We start from the raw sequence: 23,158 nt of genomic DNA, 5'->3' as shown, positions 1-23,158 counted from the left end.
GCCTTACGTGACCCGGCCGCGACCGTCACCCGATACAGGACCGGTATCGCAACGTGCACTGATGTGAAGAGGCCGTGACAGGGGTCACTTCTTGCTGTCGAGCACCGCCTGCATCACGCTCTTGGCGATGGGGGCGGCCAGACCGCCACCGGAGATGTCGTCGCGGCTTGCCTTGCTGTCCTCGACGACCACGGCGACGGCCACCGGCGAACCGGAGTCGGTCTTGGCGTAGCTGATGAACCAGGCGTAGGGGTTCTCGCTGTTGTCGATGCCGTGCTGGGCCGTACCGGTCTTGCCGCCGACGGTGACGCCGGGGATCTTGGCGTTCGTGCCGGTGCCTTCGTTGATGACCGTCTGCATCATGTCCTGGAGCTTCTGCGCGTTCTCCTCGGAGAGCGGCTGGCTCATCTCCTTGGGCGCGTGCTTCTCGATCACGTCCAGGTTCGGCGCCTGCAGCTCGCTGACCATGTACGGCTCCATCAGCTTGCCGTCGTTGGCGATGGCCGAGGCGACCATGGCCATCTGCAGCGGCGTCGCGGCCGTCTCGAACTGGCCGATGGAGGAGAGCGCGGTCTGCGGCCTGTCCATCTTCTCGGGGAAGACGGAGGCGTTCGAGCGGACCGGCACGAACTGCTCTTCGTTGAAGCCGAACTTCTCGGCCGTCTCGAGCATCTTGTCCTTGCCGAGGTCCGAGCCGATCTTGCCGAACACGGTGTTGCAGGACACCCGCAGCGCCTCACGCAGAGAGGCGTTCTTGCAGGGGATGTTGCCCTCGTTCGGCAGCGGCGTCTGGGTGTCGGGCATCGTCCAGGGCAGCGGCGACTTGGTGGGCGAGTCGATGTCGTCGTACAGACCGTGCTCCAGGGCCGCCGCGGCGGTGACCGCCTTGAAGGTGGAGCCGGGCGGGTACGTCTCGCGCAGGGCGCGGTTGAGCATCGGCTTGTTCTTGTTCTTGTCCAGCTTCTGGAAGACGTCCCCGTCGGCTCCGGCGAAGGTGGAGGGGTCGTACGACGGTGCGGAGGCCAGCGCCAGGATCGCGCCCGTGGACGGGTCGATCGCGGCGACCGCACCCTTGCCGCGGCCCTTGAGGCCGTTGTACGCGGCCTTCTGTGCGGCGGAGTTGAGCGTCGTGACGACGTTGCCGCCTTCCTTCTTCTCACCGGTCAGCATGTCGAGGCTGCGGCGGAAGAAGAGACGGTCGTCGTTGCCGGTCAGGATGCCGTCCTCGATGGACTCCAACTGTGTCGCGCCGACGCTCTGCGACGCGAAGCCGGTGACCGGGGACCACATGGAGCCGTTCGTGTACGTCCGCTGGTACTTGAGGTCGTTGCCGCCGCTCGTCTCCTTGGAGCCCGTGACCGGCTTGCCGTCCACGATGATGTCGCCGCGTGGCGTGGCATACCGCTCGATGGTCACGCGGCGGTTCTTCTCGTCCTTGGCGAGGGTGTCGGCCTGGACGTACTGAAGCCAGTTGTCCCGGACGATCAGGGCGAGGATGAGGAGCCCGCAGAAAATCGCGATCCGGCGCAGGGGCTTGTTCACGGTCGGACCACCTGGGTCATCTCGGCGTCAGGGTTGGGCGCGGGAGCCGGCGCCGGGCGGCGCGCGGTGTCGCTGATGCGGATGAGGATTCCGATCAGCGCCCAGTTGGCGATCACCGATGAACCGCCATAAGCGAGGAACGGCATGGTCATACCCGTCAACGGGATCAGACTCATGACGCCGCCGGCGACCACGAAGACCTGGATGGCGAAGGCGCCGGACAGGCCGATCGCGAGGAGCTTGCCGAACGGGTCACGCGCGGCGAGGGCGGTTCGGACGCCGCGCTCCACGATCAGACCGTAGATCAGCAGGATCGCCATGATTCCGGCGAGACCCAGCTCTTCGCCGAAGGTGGCGAGGATGAAGTCCGAGTTGGCGGCGAACTTGATGAGGTCGGAGTTGCCCTGGCCGAGGCCGGTGCCCAGCGTGCCGCCGGAGCCGAAGGCCCACAGGGCCTGCATCGCCTGCTCGGAGTGGCCGACCACGCCTTCTTGGCTCAGCGTGTACTCGCGCATGGGGTCGAGCCACGCGTCGACGCGCTGCTTGACGTGCGGCTCGAAGGAGGCGACGCCGACCGCGCCGACCGCGGACATCAGCAGACCGAACACGATCCAGCTGGTGCGCTCCGTGGCGACGTACAGCATGACGACGAACATGCCGAAGAACAGCAGCGAGGTACCGAGGTCCGTCTCGAAGACCAGGATCAGGATCGAGATGATCCAGATGACGACGATGGGGCCCAGGTCACGGCCACGCGGCAGGTACAGGCCCATGAAGCGGCGGCTGGCCAGGGCCAGGGCGTCGCGCTTCACCATGAGATAGCCCGCGAAGAAGATCGCGATGACGATCTTCGCGAACTCACCGGGCTGGATGGAGAAACCGCCGACGCGGATCCAGATCTTGGCGCCGAACACGTTCATGCCGAGGCCGGGGACCAGGGGCAGCAGCAGCAGGATGATGGCGCCGACCATCGAGATGTACGTGTAGCGCTGCAGGACGCGGTGGTCCTTGAGCAGGAGCAGAACGCCGACGAACAGGGCGATACCGATCGCCGAGTACATCAGCTGGTTCGGTGCGGCAGCGCTGAAGTTGGGCAGCTGTTGAAGCCGCTTCGACTGGTCGAGCCGCCAGATGACGACGAGACCGAGCCCGTTGAGCAGCGTCGCCAGGGGCAGCAGCAGAGGGTCGGCGTACGGCGCGAACTTGCGCACCACGATGTGGGAGACACCGGCGAGCAGTCCGAGCCCGCAGCCGTACCCGAGCATGCCTGTGGGCAGTTCGCCGTCGATCGCGAGGCCTACGTTGATGTAGGCGAACAGCGGGATGACGACGGCGAACGCGAGGAGCGCGAGCTCGGTGTTGCGCCTGCTCGGCGCTCCGATCGCGCCGATGGTCGACGTGTGTGTAGTGCTACTGCTCATGGCGTGCAAAGGCCCCCAACGGCTGCTTACTGCTTACCGCACAGCGGGACCAGCTTCTCCTCTTCCTCGGAGAGGCTGGGGCCGGGTGTGGGAGTCGGTGCGGTCTTGGACTTGTTCTTGTCGGTGGTGCTGTTCTTGTCGTTCTTGTCGTTCGTTTCCGCCGGGTCGGTCGGATCGTCCGTGGGGGCCTTGGCGGCCAGACCGGTCGTGCCGCCCGCCTCGCCCTCACCGGGCTTGGCGTTCTCGCGCTCCGCCTCGCGGCGCTCGGCGTCCTTCTCGCAGGCGGATGCCTGCAGGCCAAGCTCCTCGATCTTGCTCCTGGCGTCGTCGAGATTGCCCTCGGGGATGGTCCCCTCGACCTGCTTGCGCTGGTACGGCGGGAGGTACTTGAGTTCGATCTTGGGGTAGTTCTCCTCGACCTTCGACAGGCTGACCCACGCCAGGTCCTGGTCGATGCCGCGGTACAGGGCGACGTTCTCGTCGTTCGTGCCGACGTAGTACTGGGTCTGGGTCCAGCGGTAGCCGCCGTACAGGCCGCCGCCGATGACCGCCAGGGCGAGCACGGTGTAGAGCGATCTCTTGAGCCACTTGCGGCCGCCGCGGGGCTTCACGAAGTCCTCGTCGCTGTACGCGCCGAAGCTCCCCTCGGGGGCGTAGCTCGCCGTGTCACCGCTTCCGGGCGGCCCGAAGCCGCCTCCGGAGGGCTGCGGGGGCACGGGACGGCCGAGGCCCGACGCACGGCCCGCGGGGGTCTGCATGGCGCCGTCGTCGTCCTGCGCCTGGAGCTGGTTCTCGGCGACCGCGCCGACGACCACGGGGGTGTCGGAGAGCTGGCCGGCCAGGGTGTCGCCGCTGTCGATGTCCAGGACGTCGGCGACGATCACCGTGATGTTGTCGGGGCCGCCGCCGCGCAGCGCGAGCTGGATGAGCTCCTGCACGGTCTCCTGGGGGCCTTGGTAGCTCGCGAGGGTGTCTTCCATCGTCTGATGGGAGACGACGCCGGACAGGCCGTCCGAGCAGATCAGATAGCGGTCGCCGGCGCGGACCTCACGGATGGAGAGGTCCGGTTCGACGTGCTCACCACTGCCCAGCGCGCGCATCAGCAAGGAGCGCTGCGGGTGGGTGGTGGCTTCCTCCTCGGTGATCCGGCCCTCGTCGACCAGGCGCTGCACCCAGGTGTGGTCCTGGGTGATCTGCGTGAGGACGCCGTCCCGAAGGAGGTAGGCGCGTGAGTCGCCGACGTGTACGAGGCCAAGGCGCTGGCCCGTCCACAGCAGGGCGGTCAGCGTCGTCCCCATGCCCTCGAGCTGGGGGTCCTCCTCGACCATCAGGCGCAGTTGGTCGTTGGCGCGCTGCACGGCGGTGCCGAGCGACGTGAGGATGTCCGATCCCGGTACGTCGTCGTCGAGGGTGACGAGCGTCGAGATCACCTCGGAGCTCGCCACCTCACCCGCGGCCTGGCCCCCCATGCCGTCGGCGATCGCGAGGAGACGCGGACCGGCATAGCCGGAGTCCTCGTTCCCCTCCCGGATCATGCCTTTGTGCGATCCGGCGGCGAAGCGCAAAGACAGACTCATGCGCACCTCGCCCGTCGGCTCCGGGTACATCCGCACGGTGCCCACCCTCCGGTCGGGAGCGCGCTGGCGTCCAGTGTGTGGACAGCCGTTTCGGCTCGCTCGCTCCGCTCGCGCTCTGTCATGACGTAGTACTACTTCCGCAGCTCGATGACGGTCTTGCCGATGCGGATCGGCGCGCCCAGCGGAACGGGCGTCGGGGTGGTGAGTCGGGTCCGGTCGAGATACGTGCCGTTGGTGGACCCGAGATCCTCGACGATCCACTGGCCGTCACGGTCCGGGTAGATCCTGGCATGCCTGCTGGACGCGTAGTCGTCGTCCAGCACGATCGTCGAATCGTGCGCTCGGCCCAGCGAGATCGTCTGACCCTGCAGGGCGACCGTCGTGCCCGCGAGGATCCCTTCGGATACGACCAGCTTGCTGGGGGCGCCACGGCGCTGCCGCCCGCCGCCCTGCTGCTGGCGCTGGGGAGGTGGTGCGGCCGCCTGCTGTTGCTGGCGGGCGGCCTGCTGCGGACGTGCGTTCTCACGGCGTGAGCCGCGCTGTGTGACGCGTGTTCCGAACAGGTCGCTACGGATGACCTGGACGGCCACGATCACGAACAGCCACAGAACGGCTAGGAAACCCAGCCGCATGACCGTCAGGGTCAGCTCTGACATTGCCCCCGCTTCACCCTTCGGCTTGCCGGTAAACGATGGTGGTTTGGCCCACGACGATCCGCGAGCCGTCGCGGAGCGTAGCGCGGGTGGTGTGCTGCCCGTCTACCACGATGCCGTTGGTAGACCCGAGATCCTGGATCGTCGAGGGCGTTCCGGTCCGGATCTCACAGTGCCGGCGCGATACGCCGGGGTCGTCGATCCGCACATCGGCGTCGGTGCTGCGACCCAGCACCAGCGTCGGGCGGGAGATCTGATGGCGATTGCCGTTGATCTCGATCCAGCGCCGTACCTGCGCACCCGGAAGAGGCCCGGCGCCGGGCCCCTGGGGGCGGCTCGGTGCCGGAGCGGCCCCGCCGGGGCGACCGCCTGGGGGCGGCGCGGCGGGCATGGGGGGAGCGCTGGAGGGCTGAGGGGGCTGCGGGTAGCCGTAGCCACCGCCGGCGCCGCCCGCGGGCGGCCTGGCGGGGCTGTGGCCGGCGTTCGTGGGGCCCGCGGAAGGGTTCCCGGAGGGTCCGGCAGGAGCGCGCTCGGGGCTCTGCGAGGTGCTGGACGCGAGCGTGCGGCTGCGCACTCGGTACAGACCCGTGTCGAGGTCCTCGGCTTTCTCCAGGTGGACCTTGATGGGGCCCATGAAGCTGTACCGCTGCTGCTTGGCGTACTCGCGCACCATCCCGGACAGCTCGTCGCCGAGCTGTCCCGAGTAGGGGCTCAGGCGCTCGAAGTCGGGCGCGCTGAGCTCCACGATGAAGTCATTGGGGACGACCGTCCGCTCGCGGTTCCAGATCGTCGCGTTGTTGTCGCACTCGCGCTGCAGGGCGCCGGCGATCTCGACGGGCTGGACCTCGGACTTGAACACCTTGGCGAAGGTGCCGTTGACGAGACCTTCGAGTCGCTGCTCGAACTTCTTCATGACTCCCATGGGGCACCTCCTCCGTCGTAGTCATCCTGGTACTGCTTACTGATCGTATCCACGCGCAGGGAAATCGGCTGGTTCCCCCTGTCCGCCCAGTCGATGAGTGTCGCCTCTCACAAGGCATGCCCGCACCGGGGTTCCGGGATCCTTCCGGCTCCTCTCAGGCTCCTCTACCAGGGATCGTAGAGGGGGCCTCAAACCAGTGTCCCGCACCCGGCCCCGGAGCTTCGCCGGGTACGGCTCAACTCGGTCGGCCCGGCCCTGTTCTCTTCGGATCATCAGGGCAGGTGCCCCCGAATACGGATGTGAATCCACCCCCGGCACCGTGCTAATCTTCTGGATGTCGGAAGGCGCTCGCACCAAGCAGTGAGAGACCCAAGACAACACCCATGCGCGGGTGGCGGAATAGGCAGACGCGCTGGATTCAGGTTCCAGTGCCCGAAAGGGCGTGGGGGTTCAACTCCCCCCTCGCGCACCATGTGGAGCGGGCCTCCACCAGGATGAAAGTCCTGGTGGAGGCCCGTTTCTCGTTTCCTGGGCGGCTGTGGCCCGGAGGGCGACGCGGGTAAGGATCTTGCGGTGAGCTATCTCACTTGCCGGTGTCCCGCTCTGTGAGCTCGTGATTGTCATGAGCGTGCCATACGGGTCGAGGTCGTGACGGGCGTGGAGCCGGGCACCGGCGTTCCCGTGCTCCCCCGAACGATCTAATTAGCTGACTGATCATCACTTATGCGGTGTGGCCCGTCTTGTGTGATCAACGCACCCCTTAGCGTCCCGGGTGATCACTGACGACTCAGTCGAAGGCGAACCCGCGGAGCACCCCCGCGGTGAGCCGTCGACGGCTCAGACGAGGACTGGTTCATGCGCAGATGTCGGCCACCGCTCGCCCGACTCGTCGTGGGGATCGCGACCGCGCTCAGCCTGCTCTTCGCCCCCCAGGCGGCCGCGGTGCCGCTCGCGGCGGCCCCCGACGACCCGCAGAGCTCGGTCGGGATCACCAAGACCAACGACACCGGCGGTGATCCGCTGGAGCCGGGGGACGATTTCATCTACACGCTCAACGGCCAGTGCTCGGGGCTGACGGTCGACTGTGTGGACTTCACCGTCACGGACACGCTCCCGGCAGGGCTGGAGGTGACCAGCCTGCCGCAGAGCACCACCACGCGGGACGTCACCTACGACGAGTCCACGCGGAAGCTGACGATCGTCTACAAGCAGACCCTGCAGAACCCGGCGGGCGAGACCGGCCTGCGGGCGGGCCAGGCCGGCACCGTGGAGGTCGGGATGCGGCTGCCCGCCGACACGCAGCTCAAGGACGGGGCCACCGTCACGAACACCGCCAGGGTGTCCGCCGACAACGCCGACCCGAAGAAGGACGACACCGACGTCACCGTGTCCATCCCTCGCGTGGTCAAGCCGGTGGCGACCAAGACCTGGGAGGACGGTTCGGCGGTCGCCGGCAGCGGCGAGAAGTCCACCGTCACCCTCGGGGTGCGCAACAACTCCTCCTCGTCGGCCGAGGTCACCGAGCTGTCGGTGTCCGACACCAGCGAGGAGACCTTCGAGTACTTCGACTTCACCTCCGCCTCTGTGACCCGCTTCCCGGAGGGTGCCGACCAGGCGCACCTGGTGGTCACCCTGGCGGACGGCTCCACGCGCACCGGCCGGAACATCTCCGCGCCCGGCCAACTGCCTTTGCCCGCCGGGGTGGACGCGCAGGACGTGGTCGGATTCGAGGTCGTCTTCAGCGACAGCGACGGCGACCCACTGCCCTACGACGCGACCGGCGGCACCGTCGAGGTCGGCCTGGAGCTGCGTGACACCAAGCGTTCGGACGGTTCGCCGCTGCGGCCCACGGACAAGATCACCGTCGACAACTGCGCCACCCCGTCCGCCGACGAGAAGACGGACGGCACGGTGAACGGGGCGCAGGCGTGCGACACGTACGACATCCTGCCGGACATCCTCGTGCTCAACGGGACCAAGAAATTCTTCCCGGACACCGACGGCGACTTCAGCCAGGAGACCGGTGAGCACGCCGTGGTCGGGGAGAACTCGCCGGTCAGCACGGTGGTCGACGTCAAGAACAACTCGCCTTTCCCGGTGAAGTCGATCACGATCACCGAGCCGGACGCGAACGCGACCAACGAGTTCGACAAGATCGACATCGACAAGGTGCGACTGCGCTTCCCCGAAGGGGCGACCGAGGCGAAGCTGACCGTCACCTACGCCGACGGGACCAGCACCACGAAGACGTACACGGAGAACACGACCGTCGACGTCGCCAAGGACGGAACCACCGTCACCAAGGTCCAGGTGACGTACACCGGCGTGGACGCGGACGGCGAGCCCACCATCGAGGAGGGCGCCGACGCGGGCCTCGACCTGCACGGCACCCTCACCGACGAGGTCACCGCGGAAGACCTGCCATCGGGGTCGAGCCCCGGCGTCTCCAACTGCGCCGGTTTCGAGGGTGACGCGGGCCGCACCGACGGCAGCGGCACAGCGTCCGGCACCGCCTGCATGAACCTGCCCGTCGAATCGCCCCACACCTCGGGCTCGGGCGAGAAGACCGTCGACCAGACGAACGTGCCGCCCGGCCAGCCCATCCCCATGCACCTCAAGGTCACCAACAACGGCAACAAGCCGCTGATCGACCCGGTCCTCACCGACCCGCCCGCCGGTCCTGACGGCAAGCCGACGGGGGAGAGCCCCTTCGACGTGCTCCAGATCGACTCCGTGACCGTCTCGCCGTCCTCCGCGCCGGTCACCATCGAGCTGTGGGACCCGGCCGCGGACGGCGGTGACGGCGCATGGGTCCCCTACGACGAGTCCGACACCGCCCTGCTGCTGCGCGCCAAGGGCGTGCGCGCCTCCTACGACGGCAATCTGCCGCCCCAGTCCAGCTTCACCGTCGACGTCGTCACCGAGCGGCGCGAGGGCGTCGAGAACGGCGAGACGTTCAGCAACTGCTACTCGATCTCGGCGGGCGGCGACTACGAAGCGGGCGACAACGTCTGCTCCCCCGGCATGACGACGGGCCCCGCCGACGACTCGGCGTCCTTGAACAAGTCGATCAGCCCCGGCGAGCTGCCCGAGTACGTGCCCGGCCTGCCCCGGCAGCAGGCGGACGCCACCCTCACAGTGCGCAACACCGGCAACATGTCGGCCAAGTACCTCCAGGTGACCGACCAGGACAGCGACTTCTTCGACGCCGTCGACTTCGTGTCCATCAAGTCCAACCAGATGCCGAAGGGCGCCGACCGCGTACGCATCGACGCCTACGTGGACGGGGCCTGGGTGAACGGCACGCCGTCCGCCTCCGCCGCGCTGCCCTCGGGTGTGGCCGCCGCCGACGTCACCGGCCTGCGCGCCACCTACTCGTCCACGAGCGGCTTCAACGACGGCTACACGATCACCCCGTGCACCGAGTCGAGCTGCGACGGGAAGCTGGTCTTCACCGTCAGCCCCCGCCCGTCCCTGCGCAGCAACGGCGAACCGGTGCCCAGCCACCTGGAGGACACGGCGAGCGGCAGCTTCCTCACCAAGGTGGAGGACGAGGACAAGCCCAAGGACATCGACCCCGTCGACGCCACCTTGAACCTGGTCAAGGGCGACCCGGTGCTCTCGGTGGGCAAGACGCCGAACACCGTGCTCGCGCCGGGCGAGGACGCGCCCTTCTACCTGAAGGTCACCAACACCGGCACCGCGAACATCCCGAACCTGGTCGTCAAGGACGCGCTGCCGCCGGGCATCGCCTTCGTCGACACCTTCGACGGGGACGGCGGACAGCCGTACAAGATCATCAACACGAAGGTGCCCGAAGGTACTCCGGCGGTGCCTACTCCGGAATTCGACGAGACCACGAGCGGGGGTCGCGTCTCGGACCTCACCTGGGACTTCTCCGAGGACGACGACGGCAAGGCATGGGTCCTCGCGCCCGGCGCCACGCTGACCATCGAGATCCACGTACGGCTTGAGGCCGGCATCAACGCCGGTGACGTGGTCACCAACACCATGGGCGCCACTTCGTCCGACCCCGACATGACCTGCGACGGCACCACGCAGGACGACGGCGGCTTCGGTGACGGCCGGTACTGCGTGGCCGACGCGACGCTGACCGCCAAATCCGGTGCCGCGTTCACCGCCCGCAAGTGGGTGTCCGGCAACGACAGCCTCGGCTGGTACAACACCCGCACCCGCAAGGTCGTCGACGTCGGCGACGACGCGTGCCTGTCCACCACCGACTCCACCGGCCGCCAGTACACGGCCAACCCGTGCATCGCCCTGGTGAATCCCGGTGACCGCTACCACTACCTGATGCGCATCCAGAACTCCGGCACCGAGGCCGGAACCAACATGCGCATCGCCGACCGCTTCCCCGTCCAGGGCGACAAGGGCGTCATCCTCGACCAGAGCCGCGGCACCGCCTGGGACAAGCGCCCCACCCTCGCCTCGCGGCCTCAGCTGACCGGTCCTGGCACGATGGCCGTCAGCTACGAGAACGACGAACCGCTGTGCACCGACGACCTGGACATGGGCGGCGCGGGATCCAGCGCCTCCCAGTGCCCGGCGAGCACCTGGGACGACGCGTACAGCGCGCGGGCCGTGGGCGCCCGAATGGATCTCGCCTTCCCGACGCCGCTCGCGCCGGGCGGCACCGTCAACATCACGTACGCCATGGACACCCCGCTCGACGTCACCGAGAACGGTGACCCGACCATCGCCTGGAACTCCTACGCCCACAACGAGACCACCGACCGCGCGGGCTCCCCGCGCGTGCTCCAGGCCAACGAGCCGATCCAGGTCGGTGTCGCCCTCGCCTACGGCGACCTGAAGCTGGTGAAGCGGATCGGCGAGCACCCCGACCAGCTGGACGGGGCCCTGAAGAAGGTGCCGTTCACCTATCACGTCACCTGCGTCATCGACCCGCAGGGACGGCCGCAGCGCACCGTCCTCGACAAGGACTACAAGGTCTCCGCGGACAAGCCCGTGACCATCGAGGGGCTGCCCGCGGGTGCGGAGTGCGAGGTGTGGGAGACCTCGGCCCGGGGCGGCAGTCCCGACCACCCCGCCGGTGATCCGGTCGAGGTCACCATCGAGCCGGGCATGGGGAAGGCCTCCGTGCAGAGCGCCCGGATCACCAACACCTTCCGGTTCGGCGCCCTGAAGCTGATCAAGACGCTCGACGGGGACGCCGCGTCCTACGCGGACGGCCGCACCTTCGAGGTCGAGGTCTCCTGCGCCCTGCCGAACGCCTCGGGCGGCGCGAGCGACCTCGTGCTCCACAAGACGTACGAGGTGGGCGCCGACGAACCGGTCACCATCAAGCCGCTGCCCGTGAACACCCGGTGCTGGGCCCAGGAGGTCGACACCGGCGGTGCCGCAAAGGCGGTCGTCGACCACGGTTCGGCCGACGACCCGGCCGTGATCACGGCCGACGGCAGCGGTGAAGGCGACGGTGACGGCGCGGTCATCACCGTCACGAACACCTTCCCCGCCGGCGTCGTGAAGGTCACCAAGCATGTGGAGAACGGCGGTGCGGGCCCCTACGAGTTCGCCCTCGCCTGCACCACGGAGCAGGGCGACGTACCGCTCGCACCCGAGGACAGCGCCTTCGAGCTCGAAGACGGCGAGAGCCGCGAGATCAGCGTTCCGGACGGCGCCGAGTGCACCGTGACGGAGACGGATGTGCCGGGCGGTGACACGGTCACGTACGAGGCCTCCGACGGGGGCGACGACGGCGAGGTCGTCGTCGACGGGTCGGCGTCGGTCGACGTCACCAACACCTTCGACGAGACGCCGGATCCCGACCCGACTCCGAGCCCGGACCCCGACGACGGGCACCTGGCCGACACCGGATCCACGGACTGGACGGTCATCGGCAGTCTGCTCGCCGCGCTGGCCCTCGCCGGTGGCCTGCTCGCCCGGATGGTCGCGCGGCGGCGCACCGGCTGAGCAGGACCGACCGCACCGAACGTGCCGCGGCCCCGGAGGAGTCACCTCTCCCGGGGCCGCGGCACGTGTGCTGCCGAGCGGTCGGCAGGCGTCACCCGCATGGGCCGCTCTCACGTGCCGCGGCGGTCCGCCTCCCCGATCGTCGGAGCATCACGAACGCGCCGCACCGCACGTCAGGGGGACGCCGTCATGGATCATCCGGGGACGCTGATCCTCATCATGGCCGTCGCGGTACTGGCGCCTCTGCTGGCCCACGGTCTCGCGCGCCGGGTCCGTGTTCCCCTGGTCATCTTCGAGATCGTGCTCGGCATCCTCATCGGCCCCGACGTGCTGGGCTGGGCCCACTCGGACGAGGTCATCGACGTTCTGTCCGACCTCGGCCTGTCCATGCTCATCTTCCTCGCGGGCTACGAGATCCAGTTCGCCGCGATCCGCGGCGACACCCTGCGCCGTTCCGTCTGGGCCTGGGTGATCTCGCTGGTGGCGGGGCTCGCGATCGCGCTGGCCCTGACCGGCCTCGACTTCCCCCGCAGCGTGATCATCGGCACCGCCCTCACCAGTACGGCGCTGGGCACGGTGCTGCCCATCCTGCGCGACAGCGGCGACCTGCAGGGCCGCTTCGGCACGGTGATGATGGCGTTCGGCGCGGTCGGTGAGTTCGGGCCCATCATCGCCATCTCCGTCCTGCTCAGCGGCCGTGATCCAGGGGTGTCGACGGTCGTCCTCGCCGTCTTCGCCGCCATCACCGCCGGGGCCGTGTACTGGGCGATGCGTCCGCGTCCGCCCTGGTTCAGCCGGATCATCCGGTCCACGCTGCACACGAGCGGCCAGTTCGCGGTCCGCTTCGTCATGCTGCTGCTGGTCGCGATGCTGGCCCTGTCGGAGGCGTTCGGGCTCGACGTGCTCCTGGGCGCCTTCGCCGCCGGACTGCTCACCCGGCTCGTGCTCCAGGGCACGGAGCCGGAGGTCGGCGAGGAGGTGCTGGGCAAGATCGAGGCGATGGGCTTCGGTTTCCTCGTACCGCTGTTCTTCATCGTGACCGGCATCGAGTTCGACCTCGCCTCGCTCCTCGACGGCGGGCGCCCCCTCGTGCTGCTGCCGGTGTTCCTGCTCCTGTTCCTCGTCGTGCGGGGACTGCCCGCGTACGCGCTCGCGCCACGCGACCTCTCCCCGCTCAGCCGCAGGGCGCTGACGGTGTACTCCGCCACATGTCTGCCCCTGGTCGTCGCCATCACCACGATCGGGCTCGACGAGGAAGTACTGGGGAAGGGCGAGGCCGCCGCGCTGGTCGGGGCCGCCATGGTCTCCGTACTCGTCTTTCCGCTGCTCGGTCTGCGGATGCGGGCCAAGGAGAGCGGGGCGGGGCCTCAGCGGCGGGATGCCGCCGAGACGGAGACGTGGTGACGTGGTGACGTGGTGACGTGATCAGGGGGAGCTGCGGGGCAGGTCCCAGACCACTCTCTTCGCGCGCGGGCCGCGTACGAGCCCCTGGGTCTGGGCGGAGATCGCGGCGAGGGCGTTGATCGTCCAGTAGGCCAGGGGGTAGAGCGGGAGCAGCAGGCACGCGTAGGGGAGCTTCGGGTCGAGGCGGAGTTCGACCGCTGTGGCGACGGCGATCTGCAGCATGGCGATGACCGCGATGCCCACGCCCCAGGCCAGCATCCACTGGAACTTGGTGTCCCCCGGGAAGCGGATCCAGTGGACGACGCCGTACACGGTGGCGATCAGCATCGTCAGCACCCACACGTAGGACAGCAGGGCTTCCAGGGCGATCGGCCACAGGGCCATGTGCCGGGGGCTGAAGACCCGGCGGCCGTGGGTGCGCAGGACCTCGCCCTGCCCGCGTGCCCAGCGGGTGCGCTGCGCCCAGATGCCGCGGACGGTCTGCGGGACCTCCATCCCGACGAGGGCGTCGGGCTCGAAGCCGGTGAGGTGCCCGGCCTCCAGGAGCCGCCAGGTGAGTTCGATGTCCTCGGTGGCCATCTGCGCGTCGTAGCCGCCGACCGCCAGGACGGCGTCACGGCGGAAGAGGCCGAGTACGCCCGCGACGGTCCCCACCCGTCCCGCCAGCGCGTGGGTGCGCCGCATGAGACCGATCAGCGAGGCCGTCTCCAGCATCTGCATCGTGGTGATCACGCTGCCCCGGTTGGTCACGCGCGGGCTCCCGGCGATGGCCGCGTAGCGCGGGGAGCGCGTCATGCGGGCGACGAGGTGGCGCACCGCCTCGGGGTGCAGATGGGTGTCCGCGTCGGTGACGAGGACCAGTTCGTGGCGGGCGCGGCGCATGCCGTCGTTGAGCCGGTCCGCCTTGCCGAGGTTGACGCCGTCGTCGAGCACGGTGCAGCGGGCGTCGTCACCCGCGGCCGCGCGGGCCGCGGCGACGGTCCCGTCCTTGGACCCGTCGTTGAGGATCAGGATTTCCAGCTCTGGGTAGTCCACCTGCCGCAGCGCCTCGACGCAGCGGGAGATCACTTGCTCCTCGTTGTAGGCCGGTACGAGGACGGTCACTCCCGGCCAGCCGCCGGGCGGGGTCACGAGGCGGGGCCGCTCTTCCAGGACCCGGAAGAGGACTCCGCCCACCATCCACGCGGCGCCCGTCACCACGGGATAGAACGCGAGGAAGACGAGGAGGAGGTCAAGGGCGTGCACGGCGCTCCTCTCGGTGCCTCAGTGCGATGCCGCAGGCCAGGGCCGCCCCGAAGACGACCCAGGAGATCACTGTGACGAGCAGGAGGCGGCGCAGGATGTAGGTGTGGCCGAGGAGTACGACCCCGATCACGGCCGCCGCGATCCAGACGAGGGCGCCCAGCAGAAAGGCGACCGCCCTGCGTGCTCCGGAGGCGGGGCGGGTGGGCTCGAAACTGACGGCGGGGCGATCCCGTCGTGCATCCGTGCCGTCGTCCATGGGCGCACCTCCAGGTGCCACCCTATGCTCGTAATTGTCTTGTTTGCCCCATTCTGGAAGGTGGACTCGTGCGTAGTGGCCTCAACGCCGACACCGTCGGCCCGGTGGACGTCGCCGTGGTCGCCTTCGAAGGCAACCGGTTCAACGGCGAGATCGTGCCCGCCCTGCAAGCGCTTCAGAAGGACGGGACCGTACGCATCCTCGACATGACCTTCGTGAGGAAGGCGGGCGACGGCACGGTGGACCTCGTCGAACTCGCCGACCCGGAGGTGGCCGAGGCGTTCCAGGCGGTCGCCGACATCCAGTTCGACCTGCTCAGCGACGAGGATCTGCGAGCCGTCGCCGAAGGCCTCGCCCCGGAGTCGTCGGCGGTGGTCGTGGCCTGGGAGAACACCTGGGCCGCCCGGCTTGCGGGCGCGGTCAGGGAATCGCGGGGCGAGATCCTGCTGTTCGAGCGCATCCCCAGAGAAGCCGTCGTCGAGGCCGTCGCCGCACTCGACAACTGACGACCCGCCACGACCCACCACGACCCGCCACGACCCACCACGACCCACCTCACGAGCAGGGAGGACGGCACTCATGCCGCAACGATTCGGACGGCCCGGCCTGCTGGGCACCATCGCGCGCACCGCGGTGATCTCGGGCACCGCATCCGCGGTCTCCAACCGTGTCAACCGCGGCATGGCCGAGCGGGACATGCACCGGCAGATGGACGCTCAGGCCCAGCAGCAGGCGCCGCCCGCCCCCATGCCGGTGGCGCCCCAGGCTCCGGCCACGGATCGCGTCTCCCAGCTCACCGCACTCGCCGATCTCAAGGCTCAAGGGCTCCTGACGGACGAGGAGTTCGCCGCGGAGAAGGCGCGGGTCCTCAACTCCTGAGGGGGCGGTCCCCGAGAGGGCTCCTGAGAGGGCTCCTGAGAGGGCTGAGGGGGGGGCGGTCTTGCGGCGGTTGGGTGATGGGACAACGGGGCGACGGGGCAACGGGGCAACGGGGCAACGGGGGCAACGGGGCGATCGGCTGGAGCGGCTACCGATCGTGGCGTGAAGCTCTGAATAGTGGTTCACTTCTTCTATGGCCTACCGCAAGACCCCTGCCGAAATGCGCCGGCTCGAAGCCGCCCGGGAGCGTCTCGTCGCCTGCGCCACCGTCGTCGTAGCCGAAGTGGGCTGGTCACAGGCGTCCGTGACCGCGGTGGCCGACTCGGCAGGCATCGCGGCAGGCTCCGTCTACCAGCACTTCCCGTCCAAGGCGGCGCTCGCAGTCGAGGTGTTCCGGCGGGCCGCCGGACGCGAGGTGGACGTACTCGGCGAAGTGCTGCACGGGCCGGGCGACCCCGTCGAACGCCTCAGCCAGGGCGTGCAGGTCTTCGCCCGCCGAGCCCTGGAGAACCGCGGCCTCGCCTACGCCCTGCTCGCCGCCCCCGCCGAACCCGCGGTCGGCGCCGAGCGCCTCGACTTCCGCCGCCGCTACCGCGCGCTGTTCGCCGAAGTGGTGCACGAGGGCATGGCGGCGGGGCTGCTGCCCGCCCAGAACGGCGAGATCACCGCGGCCGCGCTCACCGGAGCGATCGGCGAGGTCCTCGTCGACCCGCTGGGCACCCCGGACGAGAACGCCACCGGCGAGCTCCTCGCCGAACTCACCGCCACGGCGCTGCGCTGCGCGGGCGCGGCCCTGGCCCCGGCCCCGGCCCTGGCCGACTGACGCGGCCCGGCACCCGCCCCGCCCGACTGACGCGGCCCGGCACCCGCCCCGGCACCCACCCTCGGCCGACTCCCGACCCGGCTCTCCCGCAGGAGGCACCATGTCCACGCCGATAAGCCACCCCACCTCCGTGACCCACGAAGTGACCAACCAGGCACCGCCGTTGACCGGTCACGACGCCGCCGACGACGCGGTGCTCATCGAGGGCGTACGCCGGGAGGGCGCCGCGTGGCACCTCGACGACCTGCACCGCTTCGGACGCGTCGTCGGCAGCGAGGAAGCGCGCACCTGGGCGGAACAGGCCAACCGCCACGAGCCCGAGCTGCGTACCCACGACCGTTACGGCAACCGCGTCGACGAGGTCGACTTCCACCCCGCCTACCACTCGCTGATGGACGCCACCGTCGGCGCGGGCGCCGCCGGTACCGCCTGGGCTGACGAGCGTCCCGGCGCCCATGTCGCGCGCGCCGCGACCTTCATGGTGGCGACCATGATGGAACAGGGCCACATGTGCCCGGTCTCCATGACGTACGCCGTCGTCCCCGCCCTGCGGCGCGCACCCGAACTCGCCAAGATGTACGAGCCGCTGCTCACCAGCAAGGTCTACGACCCCGGCCTGCGCACCCCGACCGGCAAGCGAGGCCTGCTCGCCGGGATGGGCATGACGGAGAAGCAGGGCGGTACGGACGTCCGGGCGAACACGACGGCCGCCGCCGAACAGGCCGACGGGACCTGGCGGTTGCGCGGGCACAAGTGGTTCACCAGCGCGCCGATGAACGACCTCTTCCTCGTGCTCGCGCAGGCCCCCGGCGGCCTGTCCTGCTTCCTGGTCCCGCGCGTCCTGCCCGACGGCAGCCGCAACACCTTCCGCATCCAGCGGCTCAAGGACAAGCTCGGCAACCGCTCCAACGCGAGCAGCGAGCCCGAGTTCGACGACACGGTGGCCTGGATCGTCGGCGAGGAGGGCAAGGGCGTACGCACCATCATCGACATGGTGACGATGACGCGTCTGGACTGTGTCCTCGGATCTGCCGGGCACATCCGCGAATCCCTCGCGCAGGCCGCGCACCACACCCGCCACCGCTCGGTGTTCGGCGCCAAGCTCATCGACCAGCCGCTGATGCGCAACGTCCTCGCCGACCTCGGCCTGGAGTCCGAGGCTGCCACCACCCTCGGTCTGCGCCTCGCGGGCGCCGCCGACCGGGCCCAGCGCGGCGACACCCAGGAGCGCGCGTTCCTGCGCCTTGCCACCGCCGTATCGAAGTACTGGGTGTGCAAGCGGCAGCCCGCCTTCGTCGCCGAGACGCTGGAATGCCTCGGTGGGAACGGATATGACGAGGCATCAGGAATGCCGCGGCTCTACCGCGAGGCCCCGCTCAACGGCATCTGGGAGGGCTCCGGCAACGTCAACGCCCTCGACATGCTGCGGGCGTTGGCGCGCGAACCCGAGTCCCTCGAAGCCTTCCGCACGGAGATCGAGGCGGCGGCCGGAGCCGACCGGCGCCTGGACGCGGCCTGGCGCGAACTGCGGGGCGAACTCGTCCTCACCGAGGATGCTCCGCTGCGCGCCCGCCGCGTCATCGAGCGGGCCGCGCTCGTCCTCCAGGGCTCGCTCCTCGTCCGCCACGCACCGGCCGCCGTCGCCGACACGTTCTGCGCGTCGCGGCTCGCGGGCGACCAGGGCTTCGCCTTCGGGACGCTGCCGCCGGGCACGGACTTCGCGGCGCTGGTGGAGCGGTTGCCTGCGTGAGGGTGGGCGGGAGTGCCTGTCTCAGCCCAGCTGCTGTGGTTCGTGTTGCGGTTCGTGCTGTTGCTCTCCGGCCAGGAACTCCGTGACCGCAAGCAGGAAGAGCAGGCACAGGGCCAGTCCGACGACGACCCAGCCCGTCGGGTAGGACCACAGCAGGTAGGTGAGGAGCGCGGCGGCCACCAGTACCCAGGTGATCCAGGTGCGGTAGCGGCGTACGAAGGGGCCGACCGGGCCAAGACGCATCCCGGCGCGGTCCGCGGTGCCGCGAACGGCCCCGATGCCGGAGGTCCACAGACCGCGCACCAGGCCGGCCCGGCGGCCGCCTCCGGTGAGCCAGGCGGCCAGGGCGACGACGACGCCGAGCGCCACGACCATGCGGACCGTGGTGAAGAGGAAGTGGGTCATGGTGTCGTACACCGCCGCGGCCGCGTCCTGCGAGACGTTCGCGGGCAGCCGGTCGAGATAGAGCACGCGGAAGACGCGCAGCCCGATCCCGAGGAGCCCGGTGGCCACGGCGACGGCCAGGGCCGCGGTGACCAGGGTCCTTCTCTTGCGTACGGAGAGCAGGACGCCGGCGGCGACCAGGACCAGGGCGATGACGGGGAGCCAGTTGCCTGCCAGCTGCAGCAGCCGCACATACGTCTTGACCTTGCCGATGTCCTGCGACCTGACGAGGGTGAATTCGGTGTGCACCTCGGGGATCCGGCCCGCGACCGTCATGCCCTCGTCGACCAGGCGTTGCTTGACGCGGTCGACGAGGGGCGCCAGATCGAGGGTGACCGTGTCCCCCTCCAGCTTCACGGAGCCACCGCCGCTGCCGGTCAGTGCCTTGTCGAGCGAGCTGTGGATCTGCCGGTTGGCCTGCTTCCAGATGGTCTCGAAGGCGTCCGACCCGGCCACGGCACGTGCCTTGTCGTGCACGAAGCTGCGGACGGCGCCCTCCAGGGAGTCGCCGAGCCTGCCGAGGGCCTTCTCCAGGCGGGGCCGGTCGGCGGCGGGGGCGTCGGAGAGGAGAGTCGCCAGGTCGATGCGGCTCATCAGGGCATCCGTCGCCCGGTCGGCGACGGCTTCCTGCACGTCGGGGTCGGAGGCGAGCGGGCCGATCGTGGCGACGTAGCGGTCCGTGTTGCCGACCTGGTCGGCCGACCAGGAGGCGACGACGGCGAGCGGCGCGAGCACGCATCCGATCACGATGAGCACCGCGGCCAGGAACGACCGGCCTCGGTGCCGGCGACCGCCGCCGGCCTGGGCGTGCTCGGACTCCTTGGCCTCCAGGGCCGCCAGCCGGCTGCGTAGGTCTTTTAGCTCGGCTTGGTCGGCTTGGTCGGCTTGGTTGGCTTGGTTGGCTTGGTTGGTCGGGTCTTCCGGGCTCGCGGGTGTCTTGTCGTCCGCCACCGGTGCCTCCCCTGCCTCCTCGTCGGTGCCAGCGCGCTGACTGCCAGGGGACCTGCTGCGATGCCGTCCGGCGCGGTGGGTGGGCCGTCCGGGGGAATGTGCGGGCGGGGTGCGAGGGGTGCGAGGGGTGAGAGGGGTGCGAGGAGCGCGAGGAGGGTGCGCCGGGGGGCGGCGTTTTCCACAGGTCGCGGGTTGTCCACAGGCTCTGACGCCGATCAGCTGCCCGGCGGTACCTTCATGCCAGGTGAGGCCCATGGGGGGCCGCCCGGACGTGGGGGATGCGGGGCGAGGGCAGTGGGCATGGCGGAGAACGACGGTGCACGATTCGGTGGTGCGGGGCTTCCTCAGGTGAAGGGGTTCGCGGAGTGGCCTGCGCGGGGCTCGGCGGGTTCCGCGGGTTCGGTGGGTTCCGCGGGCTCGGCGGAGGCGAGGCTTTCGCCGAAGAGGGACTCACCGAAGAAAGAGGGGAAGGCACTGCGGGCGCGCGTCAGCCGTGCGTCGCACGAGTGCTTCGCCGAGGACGACGGCCGCCCCGATCCGATCGAGGCCGTGGAGGAGTCCAACCGCAGCAGGCTCCCCGAGCTCACGCCGATCAGGATGGGCAGGATGGCCACGTCGCCCTTCGCCTTCCTGCGCGGGGCCGCCGGTCTGATGGCGTACGACCTCGCGCGGACCCCGGTGACGGGGATAGGCGCCCAGATATGCGGTGACGCGCACGCGGCGAACTTCGGTCTGTACGCGGACGCGCGGGGCGGCCTTGTCATCGACCTGAACGACTTCGACGAGACGGCGCACGGCCCATGGGAGTGGGACGTGAAGCGGCTCGTGGCCTCCCTCGTGCTCGCGGGGCGTGAGGCGGGGGCGAGCGAGGACGTCTGCAGGGAAGCGGCGTTCGACGCGGTGGGGGCGTATCGCCGCACGATGCGGCTGCTCGCGAAGCTTCCGGCGCTCGACGCGTGGAACGCCATCGCGGACGAGGAGTTGGTCTCGCACACGGACGCCCGGGACCTGCTCGGAACCCTGGAGAGCGTCTCCGAGAAGGCCCGGCAGAACACGAGCGCCCGGTTCGCCGCCAAGTCGACCGAGCGGGTCGAGGGCGAGGGTGGCCTCGTGGGGCGGCGCTTCGTCGACGCCCCGCCGGTGCTCCGGCGAATACCGGACGCGGAAGCGGCCGAGGTCGCCTCCGCGCTCGGGGAGTACGTGGACACGCTGTCCGAGGACCGACTGCCGCTGCTCGCGCGGTACGCGATCCAGGATGTGGCGTTCCGCGTCGTGGGCACGGGCAGCGTGGGCCTGCGGTCGTATGTCGTGCTGCTGCTCGACCACCGGGGCGAGCCGCTGGTGCTCCAGGTCAAGGAGGCACGCCCCTCCGCGCTGCTCCCGCATCTGCCCACGGCGGGCTTCGCGGTGCCTGAGGTCGCGCACGAGGGGCACCGGGTGGTGCTCGGACAGAAGCGGATGCAGGTGGTCAGCGACTTCCTGCTGGGGTGGACGACGGTCTCCGGGAGGGCCTTCCAGGTACGGCAGTTCAGGAACCGCAAGGGCAGCGTGGACCCGGCGGCGCTGGCCGCCGACCAGATCGACGACTACGGCCGGATGACCGGAGCCCTGCTGGCCCGCGCGCACGCGCACAGCGCCGACCCGCGGCTCATCGCGGGATACGTCGGCAAGAACGACGAGCTGGACACGGCGATGGCGTCGTTCGCGGTGGCGTACGCGAACCGCACGGAGGCGGACCACACGGAGCTGGTGCGTGCCGTCAAGGAGGGGCGGGTGGCGGCGGAGGCGGGGGTGTGAGGGGGGAGGGGGCGAGGGGAGGGAGGGGGTGGGGGGGAGGGCCCCCACCCGAGGTGTACGGCGAGGCCCCGCCCCGGCACCCCGCCCCGGCCCTCCGGCGCCCCCGGCGCTACGACAGGGCAGTGTCGCGGTGGCCTAGGCTGGACGGGTGACAACCCCGGAAGCCGAGCCGACGCAGCCCCAGACGCCTGACCTCGAACCCGATCTCGATCCTGAACCGGATCCCGAGCCCGTGGCCGCTGGTCGCGAAGCGTCAGACGGGGCTTCCGAAGGGGCTCCTGGCGGGGCTTCTGGCGGGGCTCCCGAGGGGGCGGCGGGCCAGGGCAGTGCCGCGCGGCCCGAAGACCGGTTGGAGAAGGCGGTCCGGGCGGCCGAGCAGGCGCTGATCGAGTACGAGATCGCCGTCGAGACGTTCCGGGTCGAGGTGGAGAACTTCTCCCGGCTCCACCACCAGAAGCTCGGCCCGATGTACGCCCGCCTCGACGAGCTGGACGCCGAGATCGCCGAGGCGCTCGCGGCCCGCAGCGGTGATCCGGAGGACCGGCGCAAGGCGGACGAGGCGCGGGCGCGGGTCATGCCGATGCCGGGTGTCGAGGAGTTGTTCCACGGCTGGATGGATGGCGAGGGTCTCTATCCGGAGGCCGCCGCGATGCTGACCGATCAGTCGGTGCGTCCCCCGCAGCGGGTGCGGCCCAGCGACGAGGCCCGCAAGCTCTACCGCGAGCTCGTCCGCAAGTCCCACCCCGACCTGGCCCAGGACGACGGCGAGCGCAGCCGCCGCGAGGAGTTCATCACGCGGGTGAACGCCGCGTACGCCCGTGGGGACGAGCCCCTGCTGCGCGAGCTGTCCGCGGAGTGGGCCGCCGGTCCGGTGGCCGAGCCGCAGTGGCCGAACAAGAGCGAAGAGCTCTACGCGCGCCTCGAGTGGCTCGCCCAGCGCAAGGAGCTGCTCACCGTGGTCGCCCGGGAGCTGGAGGAGGGTGCGATCGGCGCGATGCTGCGGATGGCGCCGGACGATCCGGACCAGCTCCTCGACGAGATCGCCGAGCAGTTGCTCGCGCAGGTCACCGAGCGCGAGGCCGAACTCGCGCGGCTGACCGCCTAGCCGGTCGGGTAGCGTCGGGGGCATGGCTTTCGGATCACACGTGCCCACGGTCGGCGTCAACGACCTCGCGAGCGGCGACTTTCTCCTCGACGTCCGTGAGGACGAGGAATGGCAGGCGGGTCACGCCGCGGGTGCGCTGCACATCCCGATGAGCGAGTTCGTCTCCCGTTACGGCGAGCTGACCGAGGCCGCCCCGCAGGACGGCAAGGTCAATGTCATCTGCCGGGTCGGCGGACGTTCTGCGCAGGTGGCCATGTACCTCCTCCAGCAGGGCATCGACGCGGTGAACGTCGACGGCGGCATGCAGAGCTGGGAGGCCGCGGGCCGGCCCGTCGTCGACGACAAGGGTCAGCCGGGCACCGTGGTCTAGCCTCCGGCAGCCTTGGCCCGCGGTCCCTCACCCACCGCTTCCGTCGCTTCCGTTGCTTCCGCCGCTT

Annotated in this window: 17 protein-coding genes and 1 tRNA gene; 10 read left to right on the top strand and 8 right to left on the bottom strand. The window is 69.9% G+C overall.

Annotation, left to right across the window (positions count from 1 at the left end; translation table 11 throughout):
* Positions 1-84: 84 nt before the first annotated feature.
* The 5 genes from M4V62_RS21435 to M4V62_RS21415 all read right to left on the bottom strand — a co-directional run bounded on the left by M4V62_RS21435 (position 85) and on the right by M4V62_RS21415 (position 6,115).
* Positions 85-1,542: a peptidoglycan D,D-transpeptidase FtsI family protein gene (locus M4V62_RS21435; RefSeq protein WP_249588869.1), complete on the bottom strand. Its 1,458-nt coding sequence runs from the start codon at positions 1,540-1,542 to the stop codon at positions 85-87.
* Entirely contained in the window at positions 1,539-2,963 is a 1,425-nt protein-coding gene (locus M4V62_RS21430; RefSeq protein ID WP_249588868.1) for an FtsW/RodA/SpoVE family cell cycle protein, read from the bottom strand. The genes M4V62_RS21435 and M4V62_RS21430 overlap by 4 nt, the downstream gene beginning before the upstream one ends.
* Before the next feature lie 26 nt (positions 2,964-2,989).
* Positions 2,990-4,540, bottom strand: a complete 1,551-nt coding sequence (locus M4V62_RS21425) for a Stp1/IreP family PP2C-type Ser/Thr phosphatase (RefSeq protein ID WP_425575106.1) — start codon at positions 4,538-4,540, stop codon at positions 2,990-2,992.
* A gap of 131 nt (positions 4,541-4,671) precedes the next feature.
* Positions 4,672-5,196 (bottom strand): FHA domain-containing protein FhaB/FipA, encoded by a 525-nt coding sequence (locus tag M4V62_RS21420; RefSeq protein WP_190083032.1) that lies wholly within the window; start codon positions 5,194-5,196, stop codon positions 4,672-4,674.
* 10 nt (positions 5,197-5,206) lie between these two features.
* A complete protein-coding gene (locus M4V62_RS21415) occupies positions 5,207-6,115 on the bottom strand; it encodes an FHA domain-containing protein (RefSeq protein WP_249588866.1) in 909 nt (302 codons plus the stop codon).
* A 385-nt stretch (positions 6,116-6,500) separates the two neighbouring features.
* On the opposite strand from M4V62_RS21415, the gene M4V62_RS21410 reads away from it, so the two are divergent.
* The 3 genes from M4V62_RS21410 (at position 6,501) to M4V62_RS21400 (ending at position 13,471) form a co-directional block, all read left to right on the top strand.
* Positions 6,501-6,587, top strand: a tRNA-Leu gene (locus M4V62_RS21410).
* A 383-nt stretch (positions 6,588-6,970) separates the two neighbouring features.
* Positions 6,971-12,067: a DUF5979 domain-containing protein gene (locus tag M4V62_RS21405; RefSeq protein ID WP_249588865.1), complete on the top strand. Its 5,097-nt coding sequence runs from the start codon at positions 6,971-6,973 to the stop codon at positions 12,065-12,067.
* Positions 12,068-12,256: 189 nt separating this feature from the next.
* On the top strand, positions 12,257-13,471 hold the full coding sequence (locus M4V62_RS21400) for a cation:proton antiporter (protein WP_249588864.1): 1,215 nt from the start codon (positions 12,257-12,259) through the stop codon (positions 13,469-13,471).
* Between the two features lie 21 nt (positions 13,472-13,492).
* Here the strand turns inward: M4V62_RS21400 and M4V62_RS21395 are convergent, their stop codons facing one another.
* Both M4V62_RS21395 and M4V62_RS21390 read right to left on the bottom strand, forming a co-directional pair.
* Positions 13,493-14,716: a glycosyltransferase family 2 protein gene (locus M4V62_RS21395; RefSeq protein ID WP_249588863.1), complete on the bottom strand. Its 1,224-nt coding sequence runs from the start codon at positions 14,714-14,716 to the stop codon at positions 13,493-13,495.
* Positions 14,703-14,972, bottom strand: a complete 270-nt coding sequence (locus tag M4V62_RS21390; protein WP_249588862.1) for a hypothetical protein — start codon at positions 14,970-14,972, stop codon at positions 14,703-14,705. Before M4V62_RS21390 ends, M4V62_RS21395 begins: the two co-directional genes overlap by 14 nt.
* A 68-nt stretch (positions 14,973-15,040) precedes the next feature.
* Between M4V62_RS21390 and M4V62_RS21385 the strand changes: the two genes are divergently transcribed.
* The 4 genes from M4V62_RS21385 (at position 15,041) to M4V62_RS21370 (ending at position 18,424) form a co-directional block, all read left to right on the top strand.
* Positions 15,041-15,478 carry a DUF6325 family protein gene (locus M4V62_RS21385; protein ID WP_249588861.1) on the top strand — a complete coding sequence of 146 codons (438 nt, stop codon included), beginning with the start codon at positions 15,041-15,043 and terminating at the stop codon, positions 15,476-15,478.
* 73 nt (positions 15,479-15,551) lie between these two features.
* Entirely contained in the window at positions 15,552-15,851 is a 300-nt protein-coding gene (locus tag M4V62_RS21380; protein ID WP_249588860.1) for an SHOCT domain-containing protein, read from the top strand.
* Positions 15,852-16,044: 193 nt separating this feature from the next.
* Positions 16,045-16,674 carry a TetR/AcrR family transcriptional regulator gene (locus M4V62_RS21375; protein ID WP_249588859.1) on the top strand — a complete coding sequence of 210 codons (630 nt, stop codon included), beginning with the start codon at positions 16,045-16,047 and terminating at the stop codon, positions 16,672-16,674.
* 100 nt (positions 16,675-16,774) lie between these two features.
* A complete protein-coding gene (locus M4V62_RS21370; protein WP_249588858.1) occupies positions 16,775-18,424 on the top strand; it encodes an acyl-CoA dehydrogenase family protein in 1,650 nt (549 codons plus the stop codon).
* A 21-nt stretch (positions 18,425-18,445) separates the two neighbouring features.
* Here M4V62_RS21370 and M4V62_RS21365 read toward each other — a convergent pair whose 3' ends face one another.
* Positions 18,446-19,819 carry a hypothetical protein gene (locus M4V62_RS21365; protein ID WP_425575105.1) on the bottom strand — a complete coding sequence of 458 codons (1,374 nt, stop codon included), beginning with the start codon at positions 19,817-19,819 and terminating at the stop codon, positions 18,446-18,448.
* Between the two features lie 300 nt (positions 19,820-20,119).
* On the opposite strand from M4V62_RS21365, the gene M4V62_RS21360 reads away from it, so the two are divergent.
* The 3 genes from M4V62_RS21360 (at position 20,120) to M4V62_RS21350 (ending at position 23,091) form a co-directional block, all read left to right on the top strand.
* A complete protein-coding gene (locus M4V62_RS21360; RefSeq protein ID WP_249588857.1) occupies positions 20,120-21,616 on the top strand; it encodes a DUF2252 domain-containing protein in 1,497 nt (498 codons plus the stop codon).
* A gap of 148 nt (positions 21,617-21,764) precedes the next feature.
* On the top strand, positions 21,765-22,721 hold the full coding sequence (locus tag M4V62_RS21355; protein WP_425575104.1) for a J domain-containing protein: 957 nt from the start codon (positions 21,765-21,767) through the stop codon (positions 22,719-22,721).
* Positions 22,722-22,743: 22 nt separating this feature from the next.
* Entirely contained in the window at positions 22,744-23,091 is a 348-nt protein-coding gene (locus M4V62_RS21350; RefSeq protein WP_249588856.1) for a rhodanese-like domain-containing protein, read from the top strand.
* The last annotated feature ends 67 nt before the right edge of the window (positions 23,092-23,158 follow it).

The organism is Streptomyces durmitorensis (assembly GCF_023498005.1).
GTDB lineage: Bacteria > Actinomycetota > Actinomycetes > Streptomycetales > Streptomycetaceae > Streptomyces > Streptomyces durmitorensis.
The sequence above is the reverse complement of the archived record's forward strand: the minus strand, read 5'-3'. Positions and strand labels throughout refer to the sequence as shown.

Coding starts and splice junctions, on each gene's coding strand:
- M4V62_RS21400 (WP_249588864.1), top strand. CDS start 12,257: ATGGATCATCCGGGGACGCTGATCCTCATCATGGCCGTCGCGGTACTG.
- M4V62_RS21405 (WP_249588865.1), top strand. CDS start 6,971: ATGCGCAGATGTCGGCCACCGCTCGCCCGACTCGTCGTGGGGATCGCG.
- M4V62_RS21350 (WP_249588856.1), top strand. CDS start 22,744: ATGGCTTTCGGATCACACGTGCCCACGGTCGGCGTCAACGACCTCGCG.
- M4V62_RS21390 (WP_249588862.1), bottom strand. CDS start 14,972: ATGGACGACGGCACGGATGCACGACGGGATCGCCCCGCCGTCAGTTTC.
- M4V62_RS21370 (WP_249588858.1), top strand. CDS start 16,775: ATGTCCACGCCGATAAGCCACCCCACCTCCGTGACCCACGAAGTGACC.
- M4V62_RS21425 (WP_425575106.1), bottom strand. CDS start 4,540: ATGAGTCTGTCTTTGCGCTTCGCCGCCGGATCGCACAAAGGCATGATC.
- M4V62_RS21420 (WP_190083032.1), bottom strand. CDS start 5,196: ATGTCAGAGCTGACCCTGACGGTCATGCGGCTGGGTTTCCTAGCCGTT.
- M4V62_RS21415 (WP_249588866.1), bottom strand. CDS start 6,115: ATGGGAGTCATGAAGAAGTTCGAGCAGCGACTCGAAGGTCTCGTCAAC.
- M4V62_RS21375 (WP_249588859.1), top strand. CDS start 16,045: ATGGCCTACCGCAAGACCCCTGCCGAAATGCGCCGGCTCGAAGCCGCC.
- M4V62_RS21360 (WP_249588857.1), top strand. CDS start 20,120: ATGGCGGAGAACGACGGTGCACGATTCGGTGGTGCGGGGCTTCCTCAG.
- M4V62_RS21430 (WP_249588868.1), bottom strand. CDS start 2,963: ATGAGCAGTAGCACTACACACACGTCGACCATCGGCGCGATCGGAGCG.
- M4V62_RS21380 (WP_249588860.1), top strand. CDS start 15,552: ATGCCGCAACGATTCGGACGGCCCGGCCTGCTGGGCACCATCGCGCGC.